The sequence below is a fragment of the Variovorax sp. 05T418 genome (genome assembly GCF_056396385.1).
This window is the reverse complement of sequence record NZ_JBFTLJ010000028.1, coordinates 27,634-47,085: the sequence shown is the minus strand read 5'-3', so window position 1 is coordinate 47,085 and position 19,452 is coordinate 27,634. Positions and strand designations below refer to the sequence as shown.

At 68.0% G+C, this 19,452-nt stretch carries 19 protein-coding genes and 1 rRNA gene; 7 read left to right on the top strand and 13 right to left on the bottom strand.

Translation table 11 applies throughout. The features are described 5' to 3' along the window. Window positions 1–108 (top strand): 5S ribosomal RNA (gene rrf / locus AC1DMS_RS31020); the annotation flags it as partial. 109 nt (window positions 109–217) lie between these two features. Here rrf and AC1DMS_RS31015 read toward each other — a convergent pair. The 5 genes from AC1DMS_RS31015 to hppD form a co-directional block, all read right to left on the bottom strand. Then, on the bottom strand, window positions 218–1,147 hold the full coding sequence (locus AC1DMS_RS31015; RefSeq protein ID WP_478182090.1) for an MBL fold metallo-hydrolase: 930 nt from the start codon (window positions 1,145–1,147) through the stop codon (window positions 218–220). After that, window positions 1,148–2,839: an AMP-binding protein gene (locus tag AC1DMS_RS31010; RefSeq protein ID WP_015867530.1), complete on the bottom strand. Its 1,692-nt coding sequence runs from the start codon at window positions 2,837–2,839 to the stop codon at window positions 1,148–1,150. It lies immediately after the preceding gene. 143 nt (window positions 2,840–2,982) lie between these two features. Next, complete coding sequence (gene phhA, locus AC1DMS_RS31005) at window positions 2,983–3,861, bottom strand: phenylalanine 4-monooxygenase (RefSeq protein WP_015867529.1); 879 nt, start codon at window positions 3,859–3,861, stop codon at window positions 2,983–2,985. 17 nt (window positions 3,862–3,878) lie between these two features. Then, the gene (locus tag AC1DMS_RS31000; RefSeq protein WP_015867528.1) at window positions 3,879–4,679 is read right to left on the bottom strand and encodes a transporter substrate-binding domain-containing protein; all 801 of its coding nucleotides are present in this window, start codon (window positions 4,677–4,679) and stop codon (window positions 3,879–3,881) included. 28 nt (window positions 4,680–4,707) lie between these two features. After that, a complete protein-coding gene (gene hppD / locus AC1DMS_RS30995) occupies window positions 4,708–5,835 on the bottom strand; it encodes a 4-hydroxyphenylpyruvate dioxygenase (RefSeq protein WP_015867527.1) in 1,128 nt (375 codons plus the stop codon). A 154-nt stretch (window positions 5,836–5,989) separates the two neighbouring features. On the opposite strand from hppD, the gene AC1DMS_RS30990 reads away from it, so the two are divergent. The 4 genes from AC1DMS_RS30990 (at window position 5,990) to lnt (ending at window position 9,858) form a co-directional block, all read left to right on the top strand. Beyond that, window positions 5,990–6,463, top strand: coding sequence for an Lrp/AsnC family transcriptional regulator (locus AC1DMS_RS30990; protein ID WP_015867526.1), 474 nt, complete (start codon window positions 5,990–5,992; stop codon window positions 6,461–6,463). Window positions 6,464–6,572: 109 nt separating this feature from the next. After that, window positions 6,573–7,301: a GNAT family N-acetyltransferase gene (locus AC1DMS_RS30985; protein WP_015867525.1), complete on the top strand. Its 729-nt coding sequence runs from the start codon at window positions 6,573–6,575 to the stop codon at window positions 7,299–7,301. Window positions 7,302–7,390: 89 nt separating this feature from the next. Then, a complete protein-coding gene (locus tag AC1DMS_RS30980) occupies window positions 7,391–8,269 on the top strand; it encodes an HlyC/CorC family transporter (RefSeq protein ID WP_015867524.1) in 879 nt (292 codons plus the stop codon). Continuing rightward, window positions 8,269–9,858, top strand: a complete 1,590-nt coding sequence (lnt, locus tag AC1DMS_RS30975) for an apolipoprotein N-acyltransferase (RefSeq protein WP_436288090.1) — start codon at window positions 8,269–8,271, stop codon at window positions 9,856–9,858. Before AC1DMS_RS30980 ends, lnt begins: the two co-directional genes overlap by 1 nt. 22 nt (window positions 9,859–9,880) lie before the next feature. On the opposite strand, the gene AC1DMS_RS30970 is transcribed toward lnt, so the two are convergent. The 7 genes from AC1DMS_RS30970 to AC1DMS_RS30940 form a co-directional block, all read right to left on the bottom strand. Beyond that, window positions 9,881–11,254 carry an FAD-binding oxidoreductase gene (locus tag AC1DMS_RS30970; RefSeq protein ID WP_436037202.1) on the bottom strand — a complete coding sequence of 458 codons (1,374 nt, stop codon included), beginning with the start codon at window positions 11,252–11,254 and terminating at the stop codon, window positions 9,881–9,883. 9 nt (window positions 11,255–11,263) lie between these two features. Further along, on the bottom strand, window positions 11,264–12,067 hold the full coding sequence (locus tag AC1DMS_RS30965; protein ID WP_015867521.1) for an ABC transporter permease: 804 nt from the start codon (window positions 12,065–12,067) through the stop codon (window positions 11,264–11,266). Continuing rightward, entirely contained in the window at window positions 12,064–12,894 is an 831-nt protein-coding gene (locus AC1DMS_RS30960) for an ABC transporter ATP-binding protein (protein ID WP_436037200.1), read from the bottom strand. Before AC1DMS_RS30960 ends, AC1DMS_RS30965 begins: the two co-directional genes overlap by 4 nt. Before the next feature lie 11 nt (window positions 12,895–12,905). After that, window positions 12,906–13,892, bottom strand: a complete 987-nt coding sequence (locus AC1DMS_RS30955; protein WP_015867519.1) for an ABC transporter substrate-binding protein — start codon at window positions 13,890–13,892, stop codon at window positions 12,906–12,908. 72 nt (window positions 13,893–13,964) lie between these two features. Next, window positions 13,965–14,828 carry a creatininase family protein gene (locus tag AC1DMS_RS30950; RefSeq protein ID WP_015867518.1) on the bottom strand — a complete coding sequence of 288 codons (864 nt, stop codon included), beginning with the start codon at window positions 14,826–14,828 and terminating at the stop codon, window positions 13,965–13,967. A 16-nt stretch (window positions 14,829–14,844) separates the two neighbouring features. Next, window positions 14,845–16,119, bottom strand: coding sequence for an amidohydrolase family protein (locus AC1DMS_RS30945; protein WP_436037197.1), 1,275 nt, complete (start codon window positions 16,117–16,119; stop codon window positions 14,845–14,847). Continuing rightward, window positions 16,116–16,703: an NAD(P)H-dependent oxidoreductase gene (locus tag AC1DMS_RS30940; protein ID WP_436037195.1), complete on the bottom strand. Its 588-nt coding sequence runs from the start codon at window positions 16,701–16,703 to the stop codon at window positions 16,116–16,118. Before AC1DMS_RS30940 ends, AC1DMS_RS30945 begins: the two co-directional genes overlap by 4 nt. A gap of 169 nt (window positions 16,704–16,872) precedes the next feature. Here AC1DMS_RS30940 and AC1DMS_RS30935 point away from each other — a divergent pair, with 169 nt between their 5' ends. Beyond that, window positions 16,873–17,160, top strand: coding sequence for a hypothetical protein (locus tag AC1DMS_RS30935; RefSeq protein ID WP_015867515.1), 288 nt, complete (start codon window positions 16,873–16,875; stop codon window positions 17,158–17,160). A gap of 7 nt (window positions 17,161–17,167) precedes the next feature. Here AC1DMS_RS30935 and AC1DMS_RS30930 read toward each other — a convergent pair whose 3' ends face one another. After that, entirely contained in the window at window positions 17,168–18,391 is a 1,224-nt protein-coding gene (locus AC1DMS_RS30930) for an MFS transporter (RefSeq protein ID WP_015867514.1), read from the bottom strand. Window positions 18,392–18,501: 110 nt separating this feature from the next. Between AC1DMS_RS30930 and AC1DMS_RS30925 the strand changes: the two genes are divergently transcribed. Beyond that, entirely contained in the window at window positions 18,502–19,446 is a 945-nt protein-coding gene (locus tag AC1DMS_RS30925; RefSeq protein WP_436037192.1) for a LysR family transcriptional regulator, read from the top strand. The last annotated feature ends 6 nt before the right edge of the window (window positions 19,447–19,452 follow it).

Genomic DNA, 19,452 nt, shown 5'->3' with positions numbered 1-19,452 from the left:
TGACCATAGCGACGTGGTACCACTCCTTCCCATCCCGAACAGGACAGTGAAACGCGTCAGCGCCGATGATAGTGCGGGTTCCCGTGTGAAAGTAGGTCATCGTCAGGCTCTTACAGCCAGGAAAAGCCCAACACGGTGTGTTGGGCTTTTTTCTTTGCAGCTTTAAAAAGCGCGTCATCTTTCGGTGGCGCGCTTTTTTTATTCCAGCAGACAAAGATCAGATATTGCGGATGCCCGAGGAGTCCATCTCCGCCGCACCTGCGCCGATCAGTTCGTGCAAGACGTCCCCGGCCAGTTGCTCCAATTCCACGTCGGCAAAGAAGCGCGAACGAACGATATCCACATACGACGTGCTGCGGACCCAGGCTTTCCAGTCGTCAAGGGCAATGGACTGCACCTCCAGCAGCTTGAACTTCATCAGCACCTTGATGGCGTGCCGCGCATGCTTCACGGGGTCGCGCTGAAGACCCTCGAGCCGGCGGCGCGCCATGGCCAAGGCTTTGCCGACATCGCCAAAGACCGAACCATGGCCCGGGATCACCTGCAGCGGCCCCAGCGCCTCGATCCGATCCAGCGTCACAGCCAGATCGCCGAATGACGGTTCGCCCACGAGTTCGGGAAAGGCGACGCCGAAGCCGCTTTCCCACAGGGCGTCCGCCGAGATCAGCGTCCGTGAAGCGGGATCGAAGAGGATGATCGAGTGGGGATCATGGCCAGGCGCGCCATGCACCTGCCACGGGATGCCGCCGAGCATGCATTCGGTCCCGGGCCGCAAGAGGCCGGTGAACCGGAACCGCGGGCAGGTCTGTCCCGTCGCAAGAAAACTCAGCCCGCGCTCATCCCACCGCTCCACCAACGCCGCCTCGCCGGGCGGAATGTCTGTCCGGACCGCCGGGTAGCGCTGCTGCAGCGCCGCGTTGCCGCCGCAATGGTCGCTGTGCAGATGCGTATTCACGATGCGGTCGAGTGGCCGGCCGCCCAGTGCCGATTCGACCAGTGCCAGTGTCTGATCGGCATGCGTGCAGTACCCGGTGTCGACCAGCGTGGTCTCGCCGGCCCCGGTGAACAGGATGTTGTTCGACGACAGCCAGCCGCGCTCGAAGACCACCAGATTCGCCGGCAGCCCGGCCGCGGCGCGATCGTTCATTCAGGCGCCCGCGCTGGTGCGCAACTCGCGCCGCAGGATCTTCCCGACATTGGTCTTCGGCAGCGAGTCGCGGAATTCGATGTGCTTGGGCCGCTTGTAGCCGGTGAGCTGTCCATTGCAGTATTGCAGCACGGCTTCCTCGGTGAGCGCCGCATCCTTGCGCACGACAAAAACCTTGATCGCCTCGCCCTGCTTTTCGTCGGGCACACCGACAGCCGCGCACTCGACGACGCCGGGACACAGCGAAATGACGTTCTCCAGTTCGTTCGGAAAGACGTTGAAGCCGCTCACCAGGATCATGTCCTTCTTGCGGTCGACGATGCGGCTGTAACCATCCTCTTGCATGACGGCGATGTCGCCGGTGCGCATGAAGCCATCGGGCGTGAAGGCAGCGGCGGTCTCGGCGGGCTGGTTGTAGTAGCCGGTCATGACGTTGGGCCCCTTGATGCAGAGCTCGCCCGGCGTGCCGACGGGCAGGGAGTTGCCTTCGTCGTCCTTGATGGCGATCTCGATGCTGGGCAGCGGCAAGCCGATGGTGCCGGTGAAGCTGGTGTTCGACACCGGGTTGTTGGTGCCGATCGCGCAGGTCTCGCTCATGCCCCAGCCTTCGATCATCGGGCAGCCGGTGGCCTCGAACCAGCGCCGTGCCGTGCCTTCGGAGGCGGCCATTCCGCCCGCCTGCGAAACGAACAGCGTGGAGAAATCGATCGACTTGAACCCGGGGTGCATCAAGAGCGCATTGAAGAGCGTGTTCACCGCGGGCAGCATGTGGAAGGGCCGCTTCTTGAGCACCGCAATGAACTTGCCGAAATCGCGCGGATTGGGAATCAGCGTCATGTGCGAGCCCTGGCGGATGACCAGGAGGCAAAGCGTGAGCGCGAAGATGTGATAGAGCGGCAGCGCCGCGATGCTGTTGACCTTGGCCAGGTCGCCCGCCCGCGACAGCGCCGGCGTGAACCAGGCCTCCGCCTGCAGCGTGGCCGCGACGATGTTGCGGTGGGTCAGCACCGCGCCCTTGGACAAACCCGTGGTGCCGCCGGTGTATTGCAGGAACGCGATCGAATCGAGCGTGCTCTGGTCCGGCGCCAGCGCGCGCCCGCGCCCTTCTTCGATGACCTTGGAAAACGGCGTGACGCTGCGGCCGTTGCCCAGCGGCAGCTTGTACGGCGGAACCATCTTCGCCAGGTGGCGGACCGCCACCGTGATCCAGGCGCCATAGAGTCCGCCGAGCAGGTCGCCCATCGAAGTGATGACCACGTGCTTGACGGGCGTGCGCTCGATCACCTGTTCCAGCGTCGCGGCGAAGTTCTCGAGGATGACGATGGCCGTGGCGCCCGAATCCTTGAGCTGGTGCTCGAGCTCGCGCGCCGTGTAGAGCGGATTGACGTTGACGCAGGTGTAGCCGGCGCGCAGCACGCCGCACATCGTGACCGCGAACTGGGGCACGTTGGGCAGCATGATGGCGACCCGCGCGCCGGGCTCGAGGCCCAGCGATTGCAGCCACGCGCCCAGGGCCTTCGACAGCGTGTCGAGCTCGCCATACGACATCCAGCGCTCCATGCAAACCGAGAACGGCCGATCGGCATAGCGGGCGAAGGCCTCGTCGAACATGTGGGGCAGGGACCGGTACTGCCCGGGGTCGATCTCGTGCGGCACGCCGGCCGGATAGTTCTGTCGCGCGGATGTCTGCATGCAAGCTCCTTTTGCGCGGATTGTGGGAGCCAGACACATCTGGCCGCCAGCGGGCTTGTCCTAGGAGCAGGGCATGCGCTGTCGCGCACGCGATAGTGAACCGCAGCGCATGCATGCCGCCGCAATCACTTCGAAAGGAGCGTTCAGGCCCGGCCGGACTCGCCCGGCAGCAGCACCCCGGCCGGAATGTCGGGCAGGGCGTCGAGCGCCTGGTAGAGCGGCGTGAAGTCGGGAGCCGTGAGGTCGAAGAGCTGCGCGAAGCTCTCGATCACGAAGTAGTTGCTCTGGTAGGTGTCGATCTTGTAGCTCGTGCGCATGGTGCGCAGCAGGTCGAGCGGCAGCCGGTGCGGCTCGTCGCTGCGCACGGCGTGCTGCAGTTCGCCGACGGAACTCAGGATGCCGGCGCCGTAGGCTCGCAGGCCGTCGGGCTGGCGGATCAGGCCGAACTCGACCGTGTACCAGTACAGCCGCGCGAGCTTCTCGCCCGCGCCGAGCTCATGCGCCTTGATGCCTCCCTGGCCATAGCGCTGCACGTAGTCGGCAAAGACCGGGTCGAACAGCATCGGCACATGGCCGAACAGGTCGTGGAACACGTCGGGCTCGACGATGTAGTTGAACTCCTCGGGCTTGCGGATCCAGTCGGTCACCGGAAACTTGCGGTTTGCGAGCAAGGTGAAGAACGGCAGCTCGGGAATCAGCCCCGGCACCGCCACGATTTCCCAGCCGGTGGCGCGGTGCAGCCGCTCGTTGATCTCCTCGAAGCGAGGGATGCGGTCCTTCACGCCCAGCAGCGGCAGCGCCTTGATGAATGCGTCGCAGGCGAGGCCCGGCAGCTGCGCGGCCTGGCGTTCGTAGAGCCGCTGGTAGGTCTCGTGGTCGGCCGGCGTGTAGCTGGCCCAGTCCTGCGGGCAGGTGTAGTCGGCAAGCACCGCCCCGCCGCGCGAGTAGTCGCCGCGCGGCGGACGGTCCGAAGCGCCGTAGACGGCGGGCGTGACGACAGCGGCTGCTGCAGGGGTGTCCATGGGAATGCTCTTTCGGTTTATTTGAGCCAGCGGTCCATCACGCGCTGGAAGTCGCCGCCGGCTTGCTGCAGGTGCAGCCATTGGTCGACGTAGGCCTTGAAGGCCACGTCGTCGCGCGGCAGCATCCAGGCCATTTCGCCGTATTGCAGCGGCTTGTCGGGGTTGATCGCGCACAGGCCCGGCTTGAGCTTCTGCTGCGTGATGGCTTCGGCGGATTCGGTCACGAACACGTCGGCGCGGTTGGCAAGGATCTCGTCGAAGATCGTCACGTTCTCGCCGTGCAGCGTGAGCTTGGCCTGCTTGAAGTTGGCGCGCGCAAAGCGCTCGTTGCTGCCGCCCGGATTGAAGATCACGCGGGTGGAAGGCTTGTCGATGTCGGCCACGCTCTGGTACTTGGCAACGTCGGCGCAGCGCGCAATGGGCGCCTTGCCGTTCACCATGTAGGGCGCGCTGAAGAAGGCGCGCTTTTGCCGGTCGGTGGTCACGGAAACGCCGCCCACGGCGATGTCGCACTTGCCGGCGCCGAGGTCGGGCAGCAGGTTGGCCCAGGTGGTCTTGACCCATTCGGGCTTGGCGCCGAGGCTGGCGCTGAAGCCCGCCATGAGATCGACGTCGATGCCCTCGAACGCGCCGTCGGCCTTCTGGAAGCTGAAGGGCTTGTAGTCGCCCGGCGTGCAGATGCGCAGCACCGCCGCCTTCTGCACCGCGTCGAGGTGCGAGCCGCCCGCCGGGGCGGCCGGCGCCATGGCGCAGCCCGAAAGAAGAACAGCGGCGGTTGCCGCAGTGAGGGTCAAGCCGATCGAGAACGTGCTGCGCATGGAGGCTCCTGGCCAGTGAAAAAGGCGCTTATTTTGCGGCCGACAGCACGCCGCGGCGCATCTGGTCGAGCTCGATGCTTTCGAACAGCGCCTTGAAGTTGCCGTTGCCGAAACCGTCGTCGCCCTTGCGCTGGATGAACTCGAAGAAGATCGGGCCGAGCTGGTTCTCGCTGAAGATCTGCAGCAGCAGCGCGTCCTTCTTGCCGTCGATCAGGATCTTGCGCTTCTGCAGCTCGGCCACGCTTTCGCCATGGCCGGGAATGCGCTTGTCGACCAGCTCGTAGTAGGTGTCGATGGTGTCGAGCAGGGTGACGCCGTTGGCGCGCAGCGCGTCGACGGTCTCGTACAGGTTGTCCGAGCCCATCGCGATGTGCTGGATGCCTTCGCCGCGGTACATGTCCAGGTACTCCTGGATCTGGCCGGCCTGCTCCTTGCCCTCTTCATTGATGGGGATGCGGATCTTGCCGCAGGGGCTGGTCATGGCCTTGCTCTTCACGCCCGTGACCTGGCCTTCGATGTCGAAGTACTTGATCTCGCGGAAGTTGAAGAGCTTCTCGTAGAAGCCGGCCCAGACGTTCATGCGGCCGCGGTACACATTGTGCGTGAGATGGTCGATGTAGGTCAGGCCGTTGCCCTTGGGCGCCAGCGCATCCTGCGAGGCCACGCCCGGCAACGGTTCGAAGTCGACGTCGTAGAAGCCGATGTTGCCGATGTCGCCCGGCTTCGCGCCGTTCTTGCCGGGCCAGCGGTCGACCAGGTAGATCAGGCTGTCGCCGATGCCCTTGATGGCGGGAATGTTCAATTCGCCCGGACCCGCCTTGTCGGCAAAGCCCCATGCGCCGAGCGAGATCGCGCGTTCGTAGGCCTGCTTGGCGTCCTGCACGCGGAAGGCGATGGCGCAGACGCTCGGGCCGTGTTCGCGCGCAAAGCGCTGCGCGAAGGAGTCGGGCTCGGCGTTGACGATGAAATTGATCGTGCCCTGGCGGTACAGCAGCACGTTCTTGTGGCGGTGCCGCGCCACGGCCTTGAAGCCCATGCGCTCGAACACCTTGCCCATCGCGACCGGATCCGGCGCCGCGTATTCGATGAATTCGAAGCCGTCGGTTCCCATGGGGTTCTCCCAGGGCGTGAAGGGGGGCGCGTCGGTGTGGCTCATGGGGGTCTCCAGAAGTGGGGTTCGAATGAAGGAAATAGCGAACGGGTGGGCGAGAACGACCAGTGCTGCACTGTAGAGCGGATGCCACTCACGTTTTCAGCGTTATTGGGCGCCGAGGAGATGCGTGGCGCAGTAAAACTGCGAAAATGCCGCCATGGAAGCATTAGACAAGATCGACAGGCTCATTCTGCGCACGCTGCAAGCAGACGGGCGCGCCACCTACGACCAGATCGCCGAGCAGGTCAGCCTTTCCCCGAGCGCCGTGCTGCGGCGCGTCAAGCGGCTGGAGGAAAGCGGCGTCATCGACCGCTACGTCGCGCTTGTGCGCCCCGAAGTCATTGGCCTGGGGCTGACCGCCTACCTCAATGTGCGCCTCGAAAAGCACACCGAAACCCACAAGCGCAACCCCATGGACCTGTTCCGCGCCAGCGTCCAGACCTGGCCCGAAGTGGTCGAGTGCGCGGCGCTCACCGGCGAGATGGACTACCTGCTGCGCGTGGTGGTCGCCGACATGGGGCATTACAGCCGTTTCATCATGGACACCCTGCTCAAGCACCCCAGCGTGGAGGATTGCAAGACCAGCTTCGTGCTCGACCGTGTCAAGGCCACAACAGCCGTGCCGGTTTAGCCAGCTGATGGTTGCGTGAACGACACGCTCTCTGGTATTGATTCACAAATGTCGCCCGAAAGTACCCCTGCAGGCTTGGTGTTTAAGGGAAAACCCTTATATTTGAGCCATGCTTACCGCCAAGACCCTCCTGAAGGCGTCTCTCGGCCTCGGCTCTTTCCTGAAGGCGCCGATGGTTGAGGCGCAACCGCGCGCAGCCTCTGCGCCGCAACCCGTCATGGTGCCGATCCGCTCGATCGGCCCGCGCGAGCGCGACCGCATCGCCCAGCACCTGCTGGCGCTCACGCCGCACGACCGCTACCTGCGCTTCGGCTACGCCGCGGGCGACGAGCAGGTGCAGCGCTACGTCGACGGGCTCGATTTCGAGCGCGACGAGCTCTTCGGCATCTACAACCGCCGGCTCGACCTGATCGCGATGGCCCACCTCGCGTTCGCGCCGGACGCGCAGCACAGCGACTGCGCCGAATTCGGCGTGTCGGTGGCGGCGCATGCGCGGGGCCGCGGCTACGGCGCGCGGCTGTTCGAGCGGGCCGTGGTCGTGGCGCGCAACGAAGGCGTGGGCATGCTCTTCATCCATGCGCTGAGCGAAAACGCCGCCATGCTGAAGATCGCCCGCAACGCCGGCGCCACCGTGGTGCGCAGCGGCTCGGAATCCGAAGCCCACCTGCAACTGCCGAGCGCCACCTTCGACAGCCGCATGAGCGAGATCGCGCTCGAGCAGTACGCAGCGGTCGACTACCACCTCAAGACCCGCGCCAAGCAGTTCTGGGCCTTCCTGGCCAGCCTGCAGGAAGTGCGCAGCGGCATGCGGGACGCGCGCAGCAAGTCTGCCCCCTGAATACCTGAAAAGCGCCCCTGGCGGCCAGGCGGTAGAGCCTGTCACGCGCAATCCGGTATCCTTGTATCTCTTCAACTACGCCTCCCGCAGTGGCCGACCCTCACCCTGAACGCGCACCCGTCGAACGGGAAGACAAGCGCGGCTTTCTCCAGAAGCTGGCCGAATTCATCCACCCCGGTCCCGACTCGCGCGACGAGTTGATCGAAACCCTCGCGGACGCCGAGGACAACGAGGTGATCGGCGCCGAATCGCGCGTCATGCTCGAGGGCGTGCTGCGCATGGCCGACATGACGGCCGGCGACGTGATGGTCGCGGCGCCGCGCATGGACCTGGTGAACATCGACGCGCCCTTCGACGCGCTGCTGCACCTGGTCATCGACACCGCGCACTCGCGCTTCCCGGTGTACGAGGGCGAGAAGGAAAACATCATCGGCATCCTGCTCGCGAAAGACCTGCTCAAGCTGCAGCGCGCGCCGGGGCTCAACATCCGCGCGCTGCTGCGGCCCGCGACCTTCATCCCCGAGAGCAAGGGCCTGAACGACCTGCTGCGCGAGTTCCGCGGCAACCGCAACCACCTGGCGATCGTGATCGACGAGTTCGGCCGCGTGGCCGGCCTCATCACCATCGAGGACGTGCTCGAGCAGATCGTCGGCGAGATCGAGGACGAGTTCGACATTGCCGAGGACGAGGGCGACATCTTCGGCCTGGCCGACCACACCTACCGCGTCTCGGGCGACACGCCGATCGAGCGCGTGGCCGAGGCCTTCGGCATCGTCTTCGACGAAGAGCAGCTGAGCGAAGACTTCGACACCATCGGCGGGCTCATCGCGCACGAGATGGGGCACGTGCCCAAGCGCGGCGAGCACCACGCGATCGGCGGCTTCGACTTCGTGGTGCTGCACACCAAGGGCGGGGCCGTGCGCTGGTTCAAGGTGTCCCCGGCCCGCGGCAGCGACGCGGCCGACTGATGCCGCTGCCGGCAGCGGCCACGCTCCGCACGTCTCCCGCCTTTTCCGCCGTGGGCCTGCTGCGCTTGCTGGGCTTTGCCTTCGCGGGCCTCGCCCAGGCCGCGGCCATTGCCTGGCCCGCGAACGGCCGGCCGCTGTGGTGGCTGCAGCTTGTTTCGCTGGCGGTGCTCGTCGGACTGCTGGACTGGCTGCGCGCCGAGGGTGCGGGCTGGCGCCGCGCCGGGCTGCATGGCTGGCTTTTCTCGACCGCCTGGCTCACCGGCAGCTTCTGGTGGCTCTTCATTTCGATGCACACCTACGGCGGGCTGCCGGCGCCGCTCGCGGCCATTGCGGTGCTTTCGCTCGCGGCCGCGCTCGGGCTCTATTACGCGGCGGCCTGCGCCTGGTTCGTCGTTCGCGGGCCGCGCGGGCCGGTGGCCGGGGCGCTGGTGTTCGCCGCGCTGTGGACGCTGGCCGAGCTCGTGCGCGGCAGCTGGTTCACCGGCTTTCCCTGGGGCGCCGGCGGCTATGCGCACGTCGAGGGGCCGCTGGCGGCCTGGGCGCCGTGGATCGGCGTGTACGGCATCGGCGCGGTGGCTGCGCTGGTGGCCGCGCTGGTGGCGCTGACCCGGCCGGCGCGCAGCATCGCGCTTGCACAGGCCCTGGCGCTGGTCGCCGCTGCATTCGTCGCGCCGCACCTCGTGGCACCGCTGTCCGGCGACGCGCAGGGCGCCAGGGGTTCGAGCGGCAAGCTGCAGCTCGCGCTGCTGCAGGGCAACATCCCGCAGGACGAAAAATTCATTCCGGGCGGCGGCATCGACCTGGCGCTGCGCTGGTATGGAGAGCAGCTGCGCGATGCCAAGGCCTCGCTCGTGGTGACCCCCGAAACCGCACTGCCGCTGCTGCCGCAGCAACTGCCCGAGGGCTACCTGGAGGCGATCCAGGCGCGCTACAGCCAGGGCACGCAAGCGGCCATCGTCGGCCTGCCGCTGGGCGCCCAGGGCACCTACAGCAACGCGGTGCTCGGCTTCGAGCCCGGTGCGGCGCAGCCCTACCGCTACAGCAAGCACCACCTGGTTCCGTTCGGCGAATTCATTCCGCCGGGCTTTCGCTGGTTCATCCGCATGATGAACATCCCGCTCGGCGACTTCGCGCGCGGCGGCCTGGCGCAGGCGCCCTTTGCCTGGCAGGGCCAGCGCATTGCGCCGAACATCTGCTACGAAGACCTGTTCGGCGACGAGATCGGCGCCAACTTCAAGGACGAGGCCACGGCGCCGACCATCCTGCTCAACGTGAGCAACATCGCGTGGTTCGGCAACTCGGTGGCCATCGACCAGCACCTGGCCATCTCGCGCATGCGCTCGCTCGAATTCGCGCGGCCGATGGTGCGCGCCACCAACACCGGCGCCACGGTGGTCATCGATGCCGAAGGCCGCGTCACGCACCAGCTGCCGCGGCTCACGCGCGGCGTGCTCGAGGCCTCGGTCGAAGGCCGCACGGGGCTCACGCCCTTTGCGCGCTGGGTCGCGCCGTTCGGGCTGTGGCCGCTGTGGATTGCGGCGATCGCCATCATGGCCATCGCCTTCGTGCTGCGCCGGCGCCAGGGCTGACCCGGCGGCGTCCCCGTCGTCGTCAGACCTCCGCCGGCACCGCCTTCACGGGCCAGTCGCGCAGCTTGCCCGGGTTCAGCAGGCCCATCGGGTCGAAGCGCTTCTTCATCTCGATGACCTCGGGCGGCAGCGGCCCGCCCGCCTTGCCGTCCTCCACGATGTTCACGTGCGGGTTGTTGATGTGCACGCCGCGCGCGCGGTGGATGCCGATGATCTCGGCGAGCCGCTCCTCGGTGCTGAAGCGCACCAGCTGCAGCCCGCTGCAGGTCATGAGACCGGCCACGTTGCGGATGAACTCGGTGTGCATCATCACCTCGCCGCCCAGCAGCTGCTCCATCTCGATGATCTGCTCGACGTGCCGGCCCGGCACGAAGCCGCTCTGCAGGTAGGTGAGCGTCGGATCGACCTTGAGCGCATGCAGCGTGGTGTGGTTCCAGGTGAACTCCATCAGCGTGCGGTTGCTCTTTTGCACCTCGGCCGCGGTCCTGCGGTAGCTCACGGTGCCGCCGTGCGCCTCGGCCAGCTGCAGCATGGCCGGCTCGCAGGATTCGGCCACCAGCGACAGCACCGTGTGGCAGCCCTTGGGCAGGTGCGCCGCGAGTTGTGCCAGGTGGTCCGAGATCGGCGCGGCGAAGAAGGCGATCTCCCGCTTCACGATGCCGGGCGCATTCGCGAGCTTGTCGGCGAAGTGCAATGCATCCGCGAAGCTGTCGAAAGTCACCAGCGTCTCGAGCCAGGGATGCGCCGGCGCCAGTGCGATTTCCAGTTCCAGCACCAGCCCGTTGGTGCCCCAGAGGTGGTGCATGCGCATGGCTTCGGCGCCGCGCAACTCGATCACCTGCGGCTCGGGCTCGATGGTCATCGCGCGGATGCCCAGCACATTGCCGGGCGCGCCCAGCGGCCCGTAGTTGATGGAGCCCACGCCGCCGAAGCCACCGCCGAACAGGCCGCCGAGCGTGGCGCTGCGATAGGTGGAAGGCATGCTGCGCATCTCCTGGCCCGAGGGCCGGGTCTGCTTCTCGAGCTCGCCCAGGCGAATGCCGGCCTGTGCGCGGGCCACGCCGGGCTGCACCCACAGGAAGGCGTTGTAGCCGGTCATGTCGAGCACCACGCCACCCGCGAGCGGCGTGGTCTGGCCGTAGTTGCCGGTGCCGCTGCCGCGCAGCGTGATCGGCACGCCGCGGCGCGCGCAGGCACCGACCACGGCGCGGATCTCGTCCTCGGTGCGCGGACGCACGGCCACGTCGGCGCGCTTGTCCTTCAACTGGCGGTTGAGCACGGGGCTGAACCACGAGAAGTCCTGCGACAGGCGCGTGACGCGGCCCTCGTCGGTGATCCAGTCGAGGCCGGGCAGTTCGAGCCGCAGCTCTTCGATGGCGGAAATGGAGGCGGTCATGGTCAAGGTTCAATCCTGGGAAAGTTCGCTCGCGTGCCACGAGCCCAGCGCCAGCTTGGTGAGCCAGGCCATCAGCACGAAGAGCGCGACGCCGGTCAGCGAGATCAGCAGCAGGGCCGCGAACATGCGCGGGATGTTCAGCTGGAAGCCGGCCTGGAGGATCTGGTAGGCCAGGCCCGCGCCCGAGCCGCCGGTGCCGGCCACGAATTCGGCCACCACCGCGCCGATCAGCGCCAGGCCGCTCGAGATGCGCAGCCCGCCAAAGAAGTACGGCAGCGCGCTCGGGATGCGCAGCCGCACCAGCTGCTGCCAGCGCGTCGCGCGGTTGAGCTTGAAGTAGCTCTGCAGGTCGGGGTCGATGCTGCGCAGGCCGAGCGTGGTGTTGCTGATGATCGGGAACAGCGCCACCAGCGCGGCGCACACCGTCATCGCCGCCACCGGGTTCTTCACCCAGATGATGATGAGCGGCGCCACCGCCACGATGGGCGTGACCTGCAGCAGCACCGCATACGGAAAGAGCGCGGTCTCGATGCGCTTGCTCTGCACGAACAGGAACGAGATCAGCACCCCGGCGACGGTGGCCAGCAGGAACGACAGCAGCGTGATCTTGAGCGTGACCAGGAGCGCGCTGCCGAGCGGCGCCCAGTCGGTCACGAGCGTCTGCACCATGAGGAAGGGCGAGGGCACCAGGTAGGGCGGCAGCTCCATGGCCACCACCATCCATTGCCATAGCGCGACCAGCACTACGCCGATGAGCAGGGGATAGAGCACGCGCTGCACGCGCGGCTGGCTCAGGAGGGGCGGGCTTTTCATCGTGCGTGCTCCTCGTCGCCCTGGCTCGCGCGCAGCAGGCTGTCCTGCAGGCGCCTGGCGTGGCGCGCGAATTCCGGCGTCACCATGAAGTCGGGGGTGCGCGGGTAGGGCTCGTCGATGTGGAACTGCTCCACCACGCGGCCCGGCCGCGCGGCCATCATCACCACGCGGGTCGACAGGAACACCGCCTCGTGGATCGAATGCGTCACGAAGATCACCGTGAGCTTCTTCTTGCGCCAGAGGTCGAGCAGGTCGGCGTCGAGCTTGTGGCGCGTGATCTCGTCGAGCGCGCCGAAGGGCTCGTCCATCAGCAGCAGGTCGGGTTGCGTGACCAGGCCGCGCGCGATCGACACGCGCATCTGCATGCCGCCCGAGAGCGCGCGCGGCAGTGCATCGGCAAACTTCTCGAGCCCCACCAGCGCGAGCGATTCCACCACCCGCGCGTCGGCCTCCTTGCGCGGCACGCCGGCCAGGTCGAGCGGCAGCCGCACGTTGGTGCGCACGCTGGCCCACGGCATCAGCGTGGCCGACTGGAACACGAAGGACAGCTTGTGCGGGCAGCTGTGGATCTCCGCCACCGGCTTGCGCCACACCAGCAGCCGCCCGTCGCTCGGCTCGAGCATGCCCGCCACCATCTTGAGCAGCGTGCTCTTGCCGCAGCCCGAAGGCCCGAGCAGCGTGACGAATTCGCCTTCGGCGATCGACAGGTCCACCGGCAGCAGCGCCTGCGTGCCGTTGGGGTAGGTCTTCTCGGCCGAGAGCACTTCCACCGCGGGCACGGCAGGCGCCGCGGGCGGCGCGAGGGTGTGGGGTTCGATGCGGTTCATGGGTGGATGGCTCAGGGCAAAACCTTGGCGTCCTTGACGAACTCGGTGGTGTAGGTCTTGGCGAGTTCCACCTTTGCCGGGTCGAGCAGCTTGGCGCCCACGAGGAAGTCGTAGCTCGCCTTGGAACGCGCATCGGTGATCACGCCGATGCCGAGCTTGGCCGCATCGCCGCCAGTGACCATGCCCATTTCCTTGAGCTTGGCCACGCTGTAGGCCAGCTGGTCGTCGGTCATGTTGGGGTTGTCCTTCTTGATCAGCGCATTCGCGGGCGCCGGATCGGCGAGGTAGCTCTTCCAGCCTTCGGCCGAGGCCTTCACGAAGGCTTCCACCTGCTTGCTGCGGTCCTTCACGGTCTTTTCCATGCACGACACGGTGGTGGCGTAGGCCGGGAAGCCGTGGTCGCTGAACATCAGCACGGTGCTCTTCACGCCGGCCTTCTGGATCGCGTAGGGCTCCGAGGTCAGGTAGCCCTGCTGCGCGGCGTTCGGGTCGGCCACGAAGGGCTGGATGTTGAAGGTGTAGGGGCGCGTCTGTTCGTCCTTGAGGCCGAACCGGGCCTTGAGCCACGGCCAGTAGCCGCGGTTGGCCTGCGCGCCGATCAGCAGCGTCTTGCCCTTGAGGTCCTCGAACTTCTTGACGTCGTCGTGCGCGATCAGCACCTGCGGGTCCTTCTGGAAGAAGGCCGCCACGTTGACCACCGGCACGCCGCCTTCGCGCACCTGCATCATCTGGATGTCGCTCGAACCCATGATGCAGTCGGCCTGGCCCGCGGCCATCATCTGTGTGATGTTGACCTGCGGACCGCCCATCTTGATGGTCACGTCCAGGCCGTGCTTCTTGTAGATGCCCAGCGCCACCGCCTGGTAGAAGCCGCCATGCTCGGCCTGCGCATACCAGTTGGTCATGTAGGTGAACTTGTCTTGCGCCTGGGCCGGTGCGGCCGCGGCGAACAGTGCGAGCGCGGCGGCGCCGGCCATGGAAAGAGCGAAGGAGCGCATGGTGGGAACCTCTCGAAGGCTGGTGAAGGAACGGGTGGAAAAAAGCGATGAAACCGATGCAAGTAGCGCGCCTCAGGCGGCCTCGAAGGACTGCTGGATGAAGCCCTGCTGGTGGCCGCGCTCCCAGGTGGCTTCCTCGCGCACCACCCAGCGCAGCGCATGCAGCTCGGTCAATGCCTGCACCCAGCTGTCGGACAGCGTGTCCAGGATCTCCTGGCCCTGTTCGCGCGTGGCGCTGGTCGGGTCGCCGATCACGCCGCTCGGGCCGAAGTCGCGCGCGGTCCAGGCGCAGGCCGGGCGGCCATCGGCCGACAGCAGCTTGATCGGGAACGGCGGCGGAAAGTTGGCGGCCGCGCGCTCCATGTGCACGGTGTCGGGCGCCAGCGCGAGCATCAGCGCGGTCTCGGAATGGCCGGCGTGCATCGAGAGCTTCTTTTCCTGCTCGCTGATCTGCCTGCTCGATGCGTTCGGCAGGCGCGACACGCCATGCGGCACCACCACGAAGTCGCCATGGCGCAGCCGCAACTCGCGCGCCGCCATCTCCAGCACCTGCGGCTGGCCGCCATGGCCGTTGGCGAACAGCAGCTTGCGAAAGCCGGCGCGGTAGACCGACTCGCCGATCTCGGTGACGGTCGACAAGAGCGTGGTGCCGGTGAGCGTCATGGTGCCGGGAAAGTGCAAATGCTCTTCCGACTTGCCGTAGGTGATGGTGGGCAGCGCGAAGGCGCGCACCTCGGCCGGCAGCTTCTCGAGCGCCTTGCCCATCACGCCCGAGGCGATCACGCTGTCGACCGAGCACGGCAGGTGCGGGCCGTGCTGCTCGATGGCGCCGCAGGGCAGCACGATGACGGTGTTCTCGCGGTCGGGCAGTGCCGCGATTTCGGTCCAGCTCAGGTAGGGCAGGAAGCGGTGGGGCGGGATGTAGCCGTGGAGCATGGGGTTCCTTTGTTCGTCAGCGGGGAAGGAAGGGCGCCGCATCGCCATGCGTGACGCGGCCTTCGCGCAGCACCACGCGGGTGGCGCTGCGCGAAGGCCAGCCATGGCGGTCGGCCTGGGTGAACAGCACGAGGTCGGCCTTGGCGCCCACCAGCGTGGGCGCCGCCGTGGCGGGGGCGCGCTGCAGCCAGTCGCCGCGGCACAGCGCCTGCGACCAGTCGTCGAAGGGATCGGGCAGTTGTGCGACGAGCGCGGCCGTGCCCAGCGCCTCGACCGGGTCGAAGCTGCCGAGGCGGCAGAACGGGTCCTGCACGTTGTCGCTCGCAAACAGCAGCGGAATGCCGCGTTCGCGCGCTTCCTTCACCAGCGTGAGGCCGCGCAGGCGCGGCGTGCGGCCCGTCACCGCGTCCTGCAGCAGCAGGTTGGTGGCGGGCAGCGAGACGATGGTGACCGGCGCGCGTGCGACGGCATCGAGCGTGGCAAGGGCCTCCGCCTCGGGTTGCGCGGCCAGCGCACAGACGTGGCCGCAGACCACGCGGCCTTCGAAGCCGATCTCGCGCAGGATGCGCGCGGTGGCCTGCAGGCCGGCCGCCGACGCATTCAGTTCTTCATCGACGTGCAGGTCGACGTCGAGGTCGCAGGCCTGCGCCGCCACCAGCAGGTTGCGCAGCGCGTTCTCGCTCCAGTTGGTGGAAGGCACGAAGCCGCCAAGCAGCGCATGCGGCCCGGTGGCCTTCACCTGCCTGGCAAGCCGCAGGGCCTGCGCGGCGTCCTCGAACAGCGGCAGCTTGATGAGGCTGACCTGCTCCAGCCGCACCCTGCCGGCCCATTCCTGCGCGAGCTCGGCCATCACGGGCCAGGCCAGCGGCACCGTGTCGGGCTCCCACCAGTCGACATGCGTGCGCACATGCGTGGTGCCGCATTCCCAGGCCCACTGCAGGCCGCGCGCGGCGCGCTCGTGCACGTCGGCGGCGTTCCAGTGCACGCGGTCGGCCAGCATGGCGTCGATGGCGCCGAGCAGGCCGGGCTGCACCTTTTTCATGCGCGGCAGCGTGAAGGCCTTGTCCAGGTGCGTGTGGGCGTCGACAAAACCCGGCAGCACCAGCGTGCCGGCCAGGTCCCATGCTTCAGGGTCGGGCTCGTCCGGGTCGGAAGCGGGCCGCACCGACTGCACGCGGCCGGCCTCGAGCGCGATGCGCGCCAGCACCGGCACGCCGTCGCGCTCTGGCCAGCCGGCCGGCAGCAGCCAGCGCGGCAGGCGCGCATTGCCGAGCAGCGCGGGCGCCTTCATGCGAAGCGCGCCATCGCGGCGCCGACCCGTGCCATGAAGCGCTTGAGCTGGGGCTCGTTCGCCACGTTCATGTGGTAGTGGGCGTGGTAGTCCACGCGGGCGCGGCGGCCCGTGAGCCGCAGCATGTAGCGCGTGACGATCTTGCGCGGCGGGTCGCCCATGTACCAGGCCATCCAGCGCGGCCGCCCGTAGGTGACCACGGCGCTGATGCGCTTGATGTGCGTGAGCATCGGCTTCACGTTGGCCGGATCGCTGATGTCGAAGGCCACGCCGGGCATGAAGAGCCGGTCGAAGTAGCCCTTGAGCATCGCCGGCAGGCCGAAGCACCAGGTCGGAAAGCAGAACACGATGCCCTCGGCCCACAGCAGCCGCTCCACATAGGGCTTGAGCGGCAGCTGGTTGCCCGGCACCTCGTGGTAGCCGAGCCGCTCCTCGCGCGAGAGCACCGGGTTGAAGCCTTCGGCGTACAGATCGCAGTCGTCCACCTCGTGCCCGGCCGCGCGCAGGTTCTTCAGCACCTCCTGGTGCAGGGCGGCGTGGAAGCTGGTTTCGACCGGATGGCAGTAGACGACGAGCACGCGCATGAATTTGACCGCTTAATCAGAGCAAGTGGTCAGGTTATGCAAGCGACGTGCCAGTCCGGATGCACCGGAGTGGGGCTCGGGGGGGGGCCGTCATTGCTTCGGAGGACGCGGCGGCGGCGCCGATCGCCTATGTTTGCCGCCAGTGCGCACCGATGCGCAGGAGAGCCATATGCAACCGCGCCATGCACAGAGCATTTCTTCCGTCTACGAGAAGGTGATCGCGCTGGCGCTCGTCGTGAACGCCGCGCTCTTCGCCGTCTACGTCATGCTGCCGCGCGCCCATGGCAAGGCGCCGCTCGACGAGGCGCAGTCCGAGGAAGTGCGGCGCATCGGCGCCGCGGCGGCCGGTGGCGGCGGCGGAGAAGACCTGCAGGCGGAATCGCGTACCCGGGTCATCGACACTGCCTTCGGCCCCACCGTCGAATTCAAGCCGTGCTGCGCAGCGGGCTCAAGGTGAGCCGACGCTACCTGGCCTTGCGCGGCCAGAGCCGCACCGCCAGCGCCGCGGCGGCCGTGGCGGTCGCCAGCCCGGTCACGCCGGCCCAGCCCCACTGCGCGAGCGCCAGCGCACCCAGCGCCGAGCCGGCCGCCATGCCGATGAACATGCTGGTGAACAGCACCGCGTTGAGCCGGCTGCGCGCACCGGGCTCGATGCCGTAGACGATGGTCTGGTGCGCGATCAGCGCCGCCTGCATGCCCAGGTCGAAGCCGACCGCGGCCAGCGCCAGCAGCCAGAGCTGCGCCTGCGGCGCCATCAGCGGTGCCAGGCCCATGGCCGCGAACGACAGCACCGCCAGCCCGGCGCCCAGCCGCGTCACCAGCTCGGGCCCGCGGCGGTCGGCCAGCCGGCCGGCCAGCGGCGCCGCCAGCGCGCCGGCCGCGCCGGCCAGGCCGAAGGCGCCCGCCGCCGCGCTGCCCAGGTGGAAGGGGGCGCCATGCAGCATCACGGCCAGCGTCGACCAGAACGCGCTGAATCCCACCGCCAGCAGCGCCTGGGCCAGCGCGGCGCGGCGCAGCATGCCGTGGCGCGACCACAGCGTGCCCAGGGAGCCGAGCAGCGCGGCGTAGGCCAGGTGCGTGGTGGGCCGGAAGCGCGGCAGCCCGCGCCAGGCGGCCGCGCCGATCAGCGCGATGCTGGCCGCGGCCGCGATGAACATCGCGCGCCAGCCGAAGTGCTCGGCCACGAAACCGCTCACCACGCGCGACAGCAGGATGCCCAGCAGCAGCCCGGTCATCACCGTGCCCACCGTCTTGCCGCGCGAGGCCTCGGGTGCCAGCGTGGCGGCCGCGGGCACGATGTCCTGCGCCATGGTGGCCGCCAGGCCGATCGCCAGGCTGGCCGCGAGCAGCACGCCGATCGACGGCGCGGCGCCGGCCACCAGCAGCGCGGCGCACAGCGCGGCCGCCTTGGCCAGCACGATGCGGCGCCGGTCGAAGCGGTCGCCCAGCGGCGCCAGCAGCAGGATGCCGAGTGCGTAGCCCAGCTGCGTGAGCGTGGGAATGAGCCCCACCGAGCGGGGCGAGGCGCCGATGTCCGCGCCCAGCACGCCGAGCATCGGCTGGGCGTAGTAGAGCGACGCCACCGACAGGCCCGCACCCGTGGCCAGCAGCAGCACCAGCGATCCCGGCAGGCTGCGCCCCTCCGGCGCGGCGCCAGCCGATGCATGCATATTTTGAATGGAAGACATGGTGTTAACCCTTGAATATCGAGCGATGACTGAAATGTGCACGCTTAGGGTTTGGCTTGGTAGTCTCGAGAATCGCACAATGCCTATACGCCAAGCGAATAAAGCAAGCCATGTCGACTCTCTCCTCTCCCGCCGCCGACCGCATCGAACTGATGCAGACCTTCGTCCATATCGTCGAGGCCGGCAGCCTTTCGGCCGCCGCGCTCCAGATGGGCGCGACGCAGCCCACCGTGAGCCGCCGCCTGCAGGCGCTGGAGCGCTCGCTGGGCGTGCGGCTCCTGCGCCGGTCCACGCACGCCATGAAGCTCACCGAGGATGGCGAGCGCTGCTACGAGCGCGCCCGGGAGCTGCTCGCCGACTGGCACGCCTTCGAGGCCGACCTGCGCGGCGTGGGCGACGAGCCCGAAGGCACGCTGCGCGTGGTGGCGCCGCATGCGCTGGGCCAGCTGCTGCTGGTCGGTCCGCTGGCCGACTACCTCCGGGCCTATCCGCGCGTGTCGGTCGAATGGCTGCTGAACGACCGCCGGCCCGACTTCATCGCCGAAGGCGTCGACTGCGCGATCCAGGTCGGCGAGGTGACCGACACCCTGGCGGTGGCGCTCAAGCTCTCGGAAGTGCCGCGCGTGGTGGTCGCCGCGCCCTCGGTGCTGGCTGGGCGCGCGCCGCCCGCGCATCCGTCGGAGCTGGCCGAACTGCCGTGGCTCGCGCTGCGCACCTTCTATCGCAATGAGGTGCTGCTCACGCACCGCCCGAGCGGCGAGGTCGCGCGCGTGCCGATCCGCCCGCGCATGAGCACCGACAGCCTCTATGCGCTGCAAAGCGCGGCGCGCATGGGCCTGGGTGCCTGCATGGCCTCGGCCTGGCTGGTGAACGAGGACATTGCCGCCGGCCGGCTGGTGCAGCTGGTGCCGCAATGGCATGTGGCGCCGCTGCCGGTGTACCTGATCTATCCGCCGTCGCGCTTCCAGCCGGCGCGCCTGCGCCGCTTCATCGAGACCATGCGGCTCGCGCTGGCCGATCCGGCAGGCCGCACCTGGGAGGCGGGCGCGGCCTGAACGCGG

What these genes read in the sequence shown, in the direction of transcription:
- phhA (WP_015867529.1), bottom strand. Translation starts at nt 3,861, where the DNA reads ATGGACACCCCTGCAGCAGCCGCTGTCGTCACGCCCGCCGTCTACGGC.
- AC1DMS_RS30965 (WP_015867521.1), bottom strand. Translation starts at nt 12,067, where the DNA reads ATGAAAAGCCCGCCCCTCCTGAGCCAGCCGCGCGTGCAGCGCGTGCTC.
- AC1DMS_RS30955 (WP_015867519.1), bottom strand. Translation starts at nt 13,892, where the DNA reads ATGCGCTCCTTCGCTCTTTCCATGGCCGGCGCCGCCGCGCTCGCACTG.
- AC1DMS_RS30930 (WP_015867514.1), bottom strand. Translation starts at nt 18,391, where the DNA reads ATGTCTTCCATTCAAAATATGCATGCATCGGCTGGCGCCGCGCCGGAG.
- AC1DMS_RS30935 (WP_015867515.1), top strand. Translation starts at nt 16,873, where the DNA reads ATGCAACCGCGCCATGCACAGAGCATTTCTTCCGTCTACGAGAAGGTG.
- lnt (WP_436288090.1), top strand. Translation starts at nt 8,269, where the DNA reads ATGCCGCTGCCGGCAGCGGCCACGCTCCGCACGTCTCCCGCCTTTTCC.
- AC1DMS_RS30925 (WP_436037192.1), top strand. Translation starts at nt 18,502, where the DNA reads ATGTCGACTCTCTCCTCTCCCGCCGCCGACCGCATCGAACTGATGCAG.
- AC1DMS_RS31015 (WP_478182090.1), bottom strand. Translation starts at nt 1,147, where the DNA reads ATGAACGATCGCGCCGCGGCCGGGCTGCCGGCGAATCTGGTGGTCTTC.
- hppD (WP_015867527.1), bottom strand. Translation starts at nt 5,835, where the DNA reads ATGAGCCACACCGACGCGCCCCCCTTCACGCCCTGGGAGAACCCCATG.
- AC1DMS_RS30990 (WP_015867526.1), top strand. Translation starts at nt 5,990, where the DNA reads ATGGAAGCATTAGACAAGATCGACAGGCTCATTCTGCGCACGCTGCAA.
- AC1DMS_RS31010 (WP_015867530.1), bottom strand. Translation starts at nt 2,839, where the DNA reads ATGCAGACATCCGCGCGACAGAACTATCCGGCCGGCGTGCCGCACGAG.
- AC1DMS_RS30945 (WP_436037197.1), bottom strand. Translation starts at nt 16,119, where the DNA reads ATGAAGGCGCCCGCGCTGCTCGGCAATGCGCGCCTGCCGCGCTGGCTG.
- AC1DMS_RS30950 (WP_015867518.1), bottom strand. Translation starts at nt 14,828, where the DNA reads ATGCTCCACGGCTACATCCCGCCCCACCGCTTCCTGCCCTACCTGAGC.
- AC1DMS_RS30960 (WP_436037200.1), bottom strand. Translation starts at nt 12,894, where the DNA reads ATGAACCGCATCGAACCCCACACCCTCGCGCCGCCCGCGGCGCCTGCC.
- AC1DMS_RS30940 (WP_436037195.1), bottom strand. Translation starts at nt 16,703, where the DNA reads ATGCGCGTGCTCGTCGTCTACTGCCATCCGGTCGAAACCAGCTTCCAC.
- AC1DMS_RS30970 (WP_436037202.1), bottom strand. Translation starts at nt 11,254, where the DNA reads ATGACCGCCTCCATTTCCGCCATCGAAGAGCTGCGGCTCGAACTGCCC.
- AC1DMS_RS31000 (WP_015867528.1), bottom strand. Translation starts at nt 4,679, where the DNA reads ATGCGCAGCACGTTCTCGATCGGCTTGACCCTCACTGCGGCAACCGCC.
- AC1DMS_RS30985 (WP_015867525.1), top strand. Translation starts at nt 6,573, where the DNA reads ATGCTTACCGCCAAGACCCTCCTGAAGGCGTCTCTCGGCCTCGGCTCT.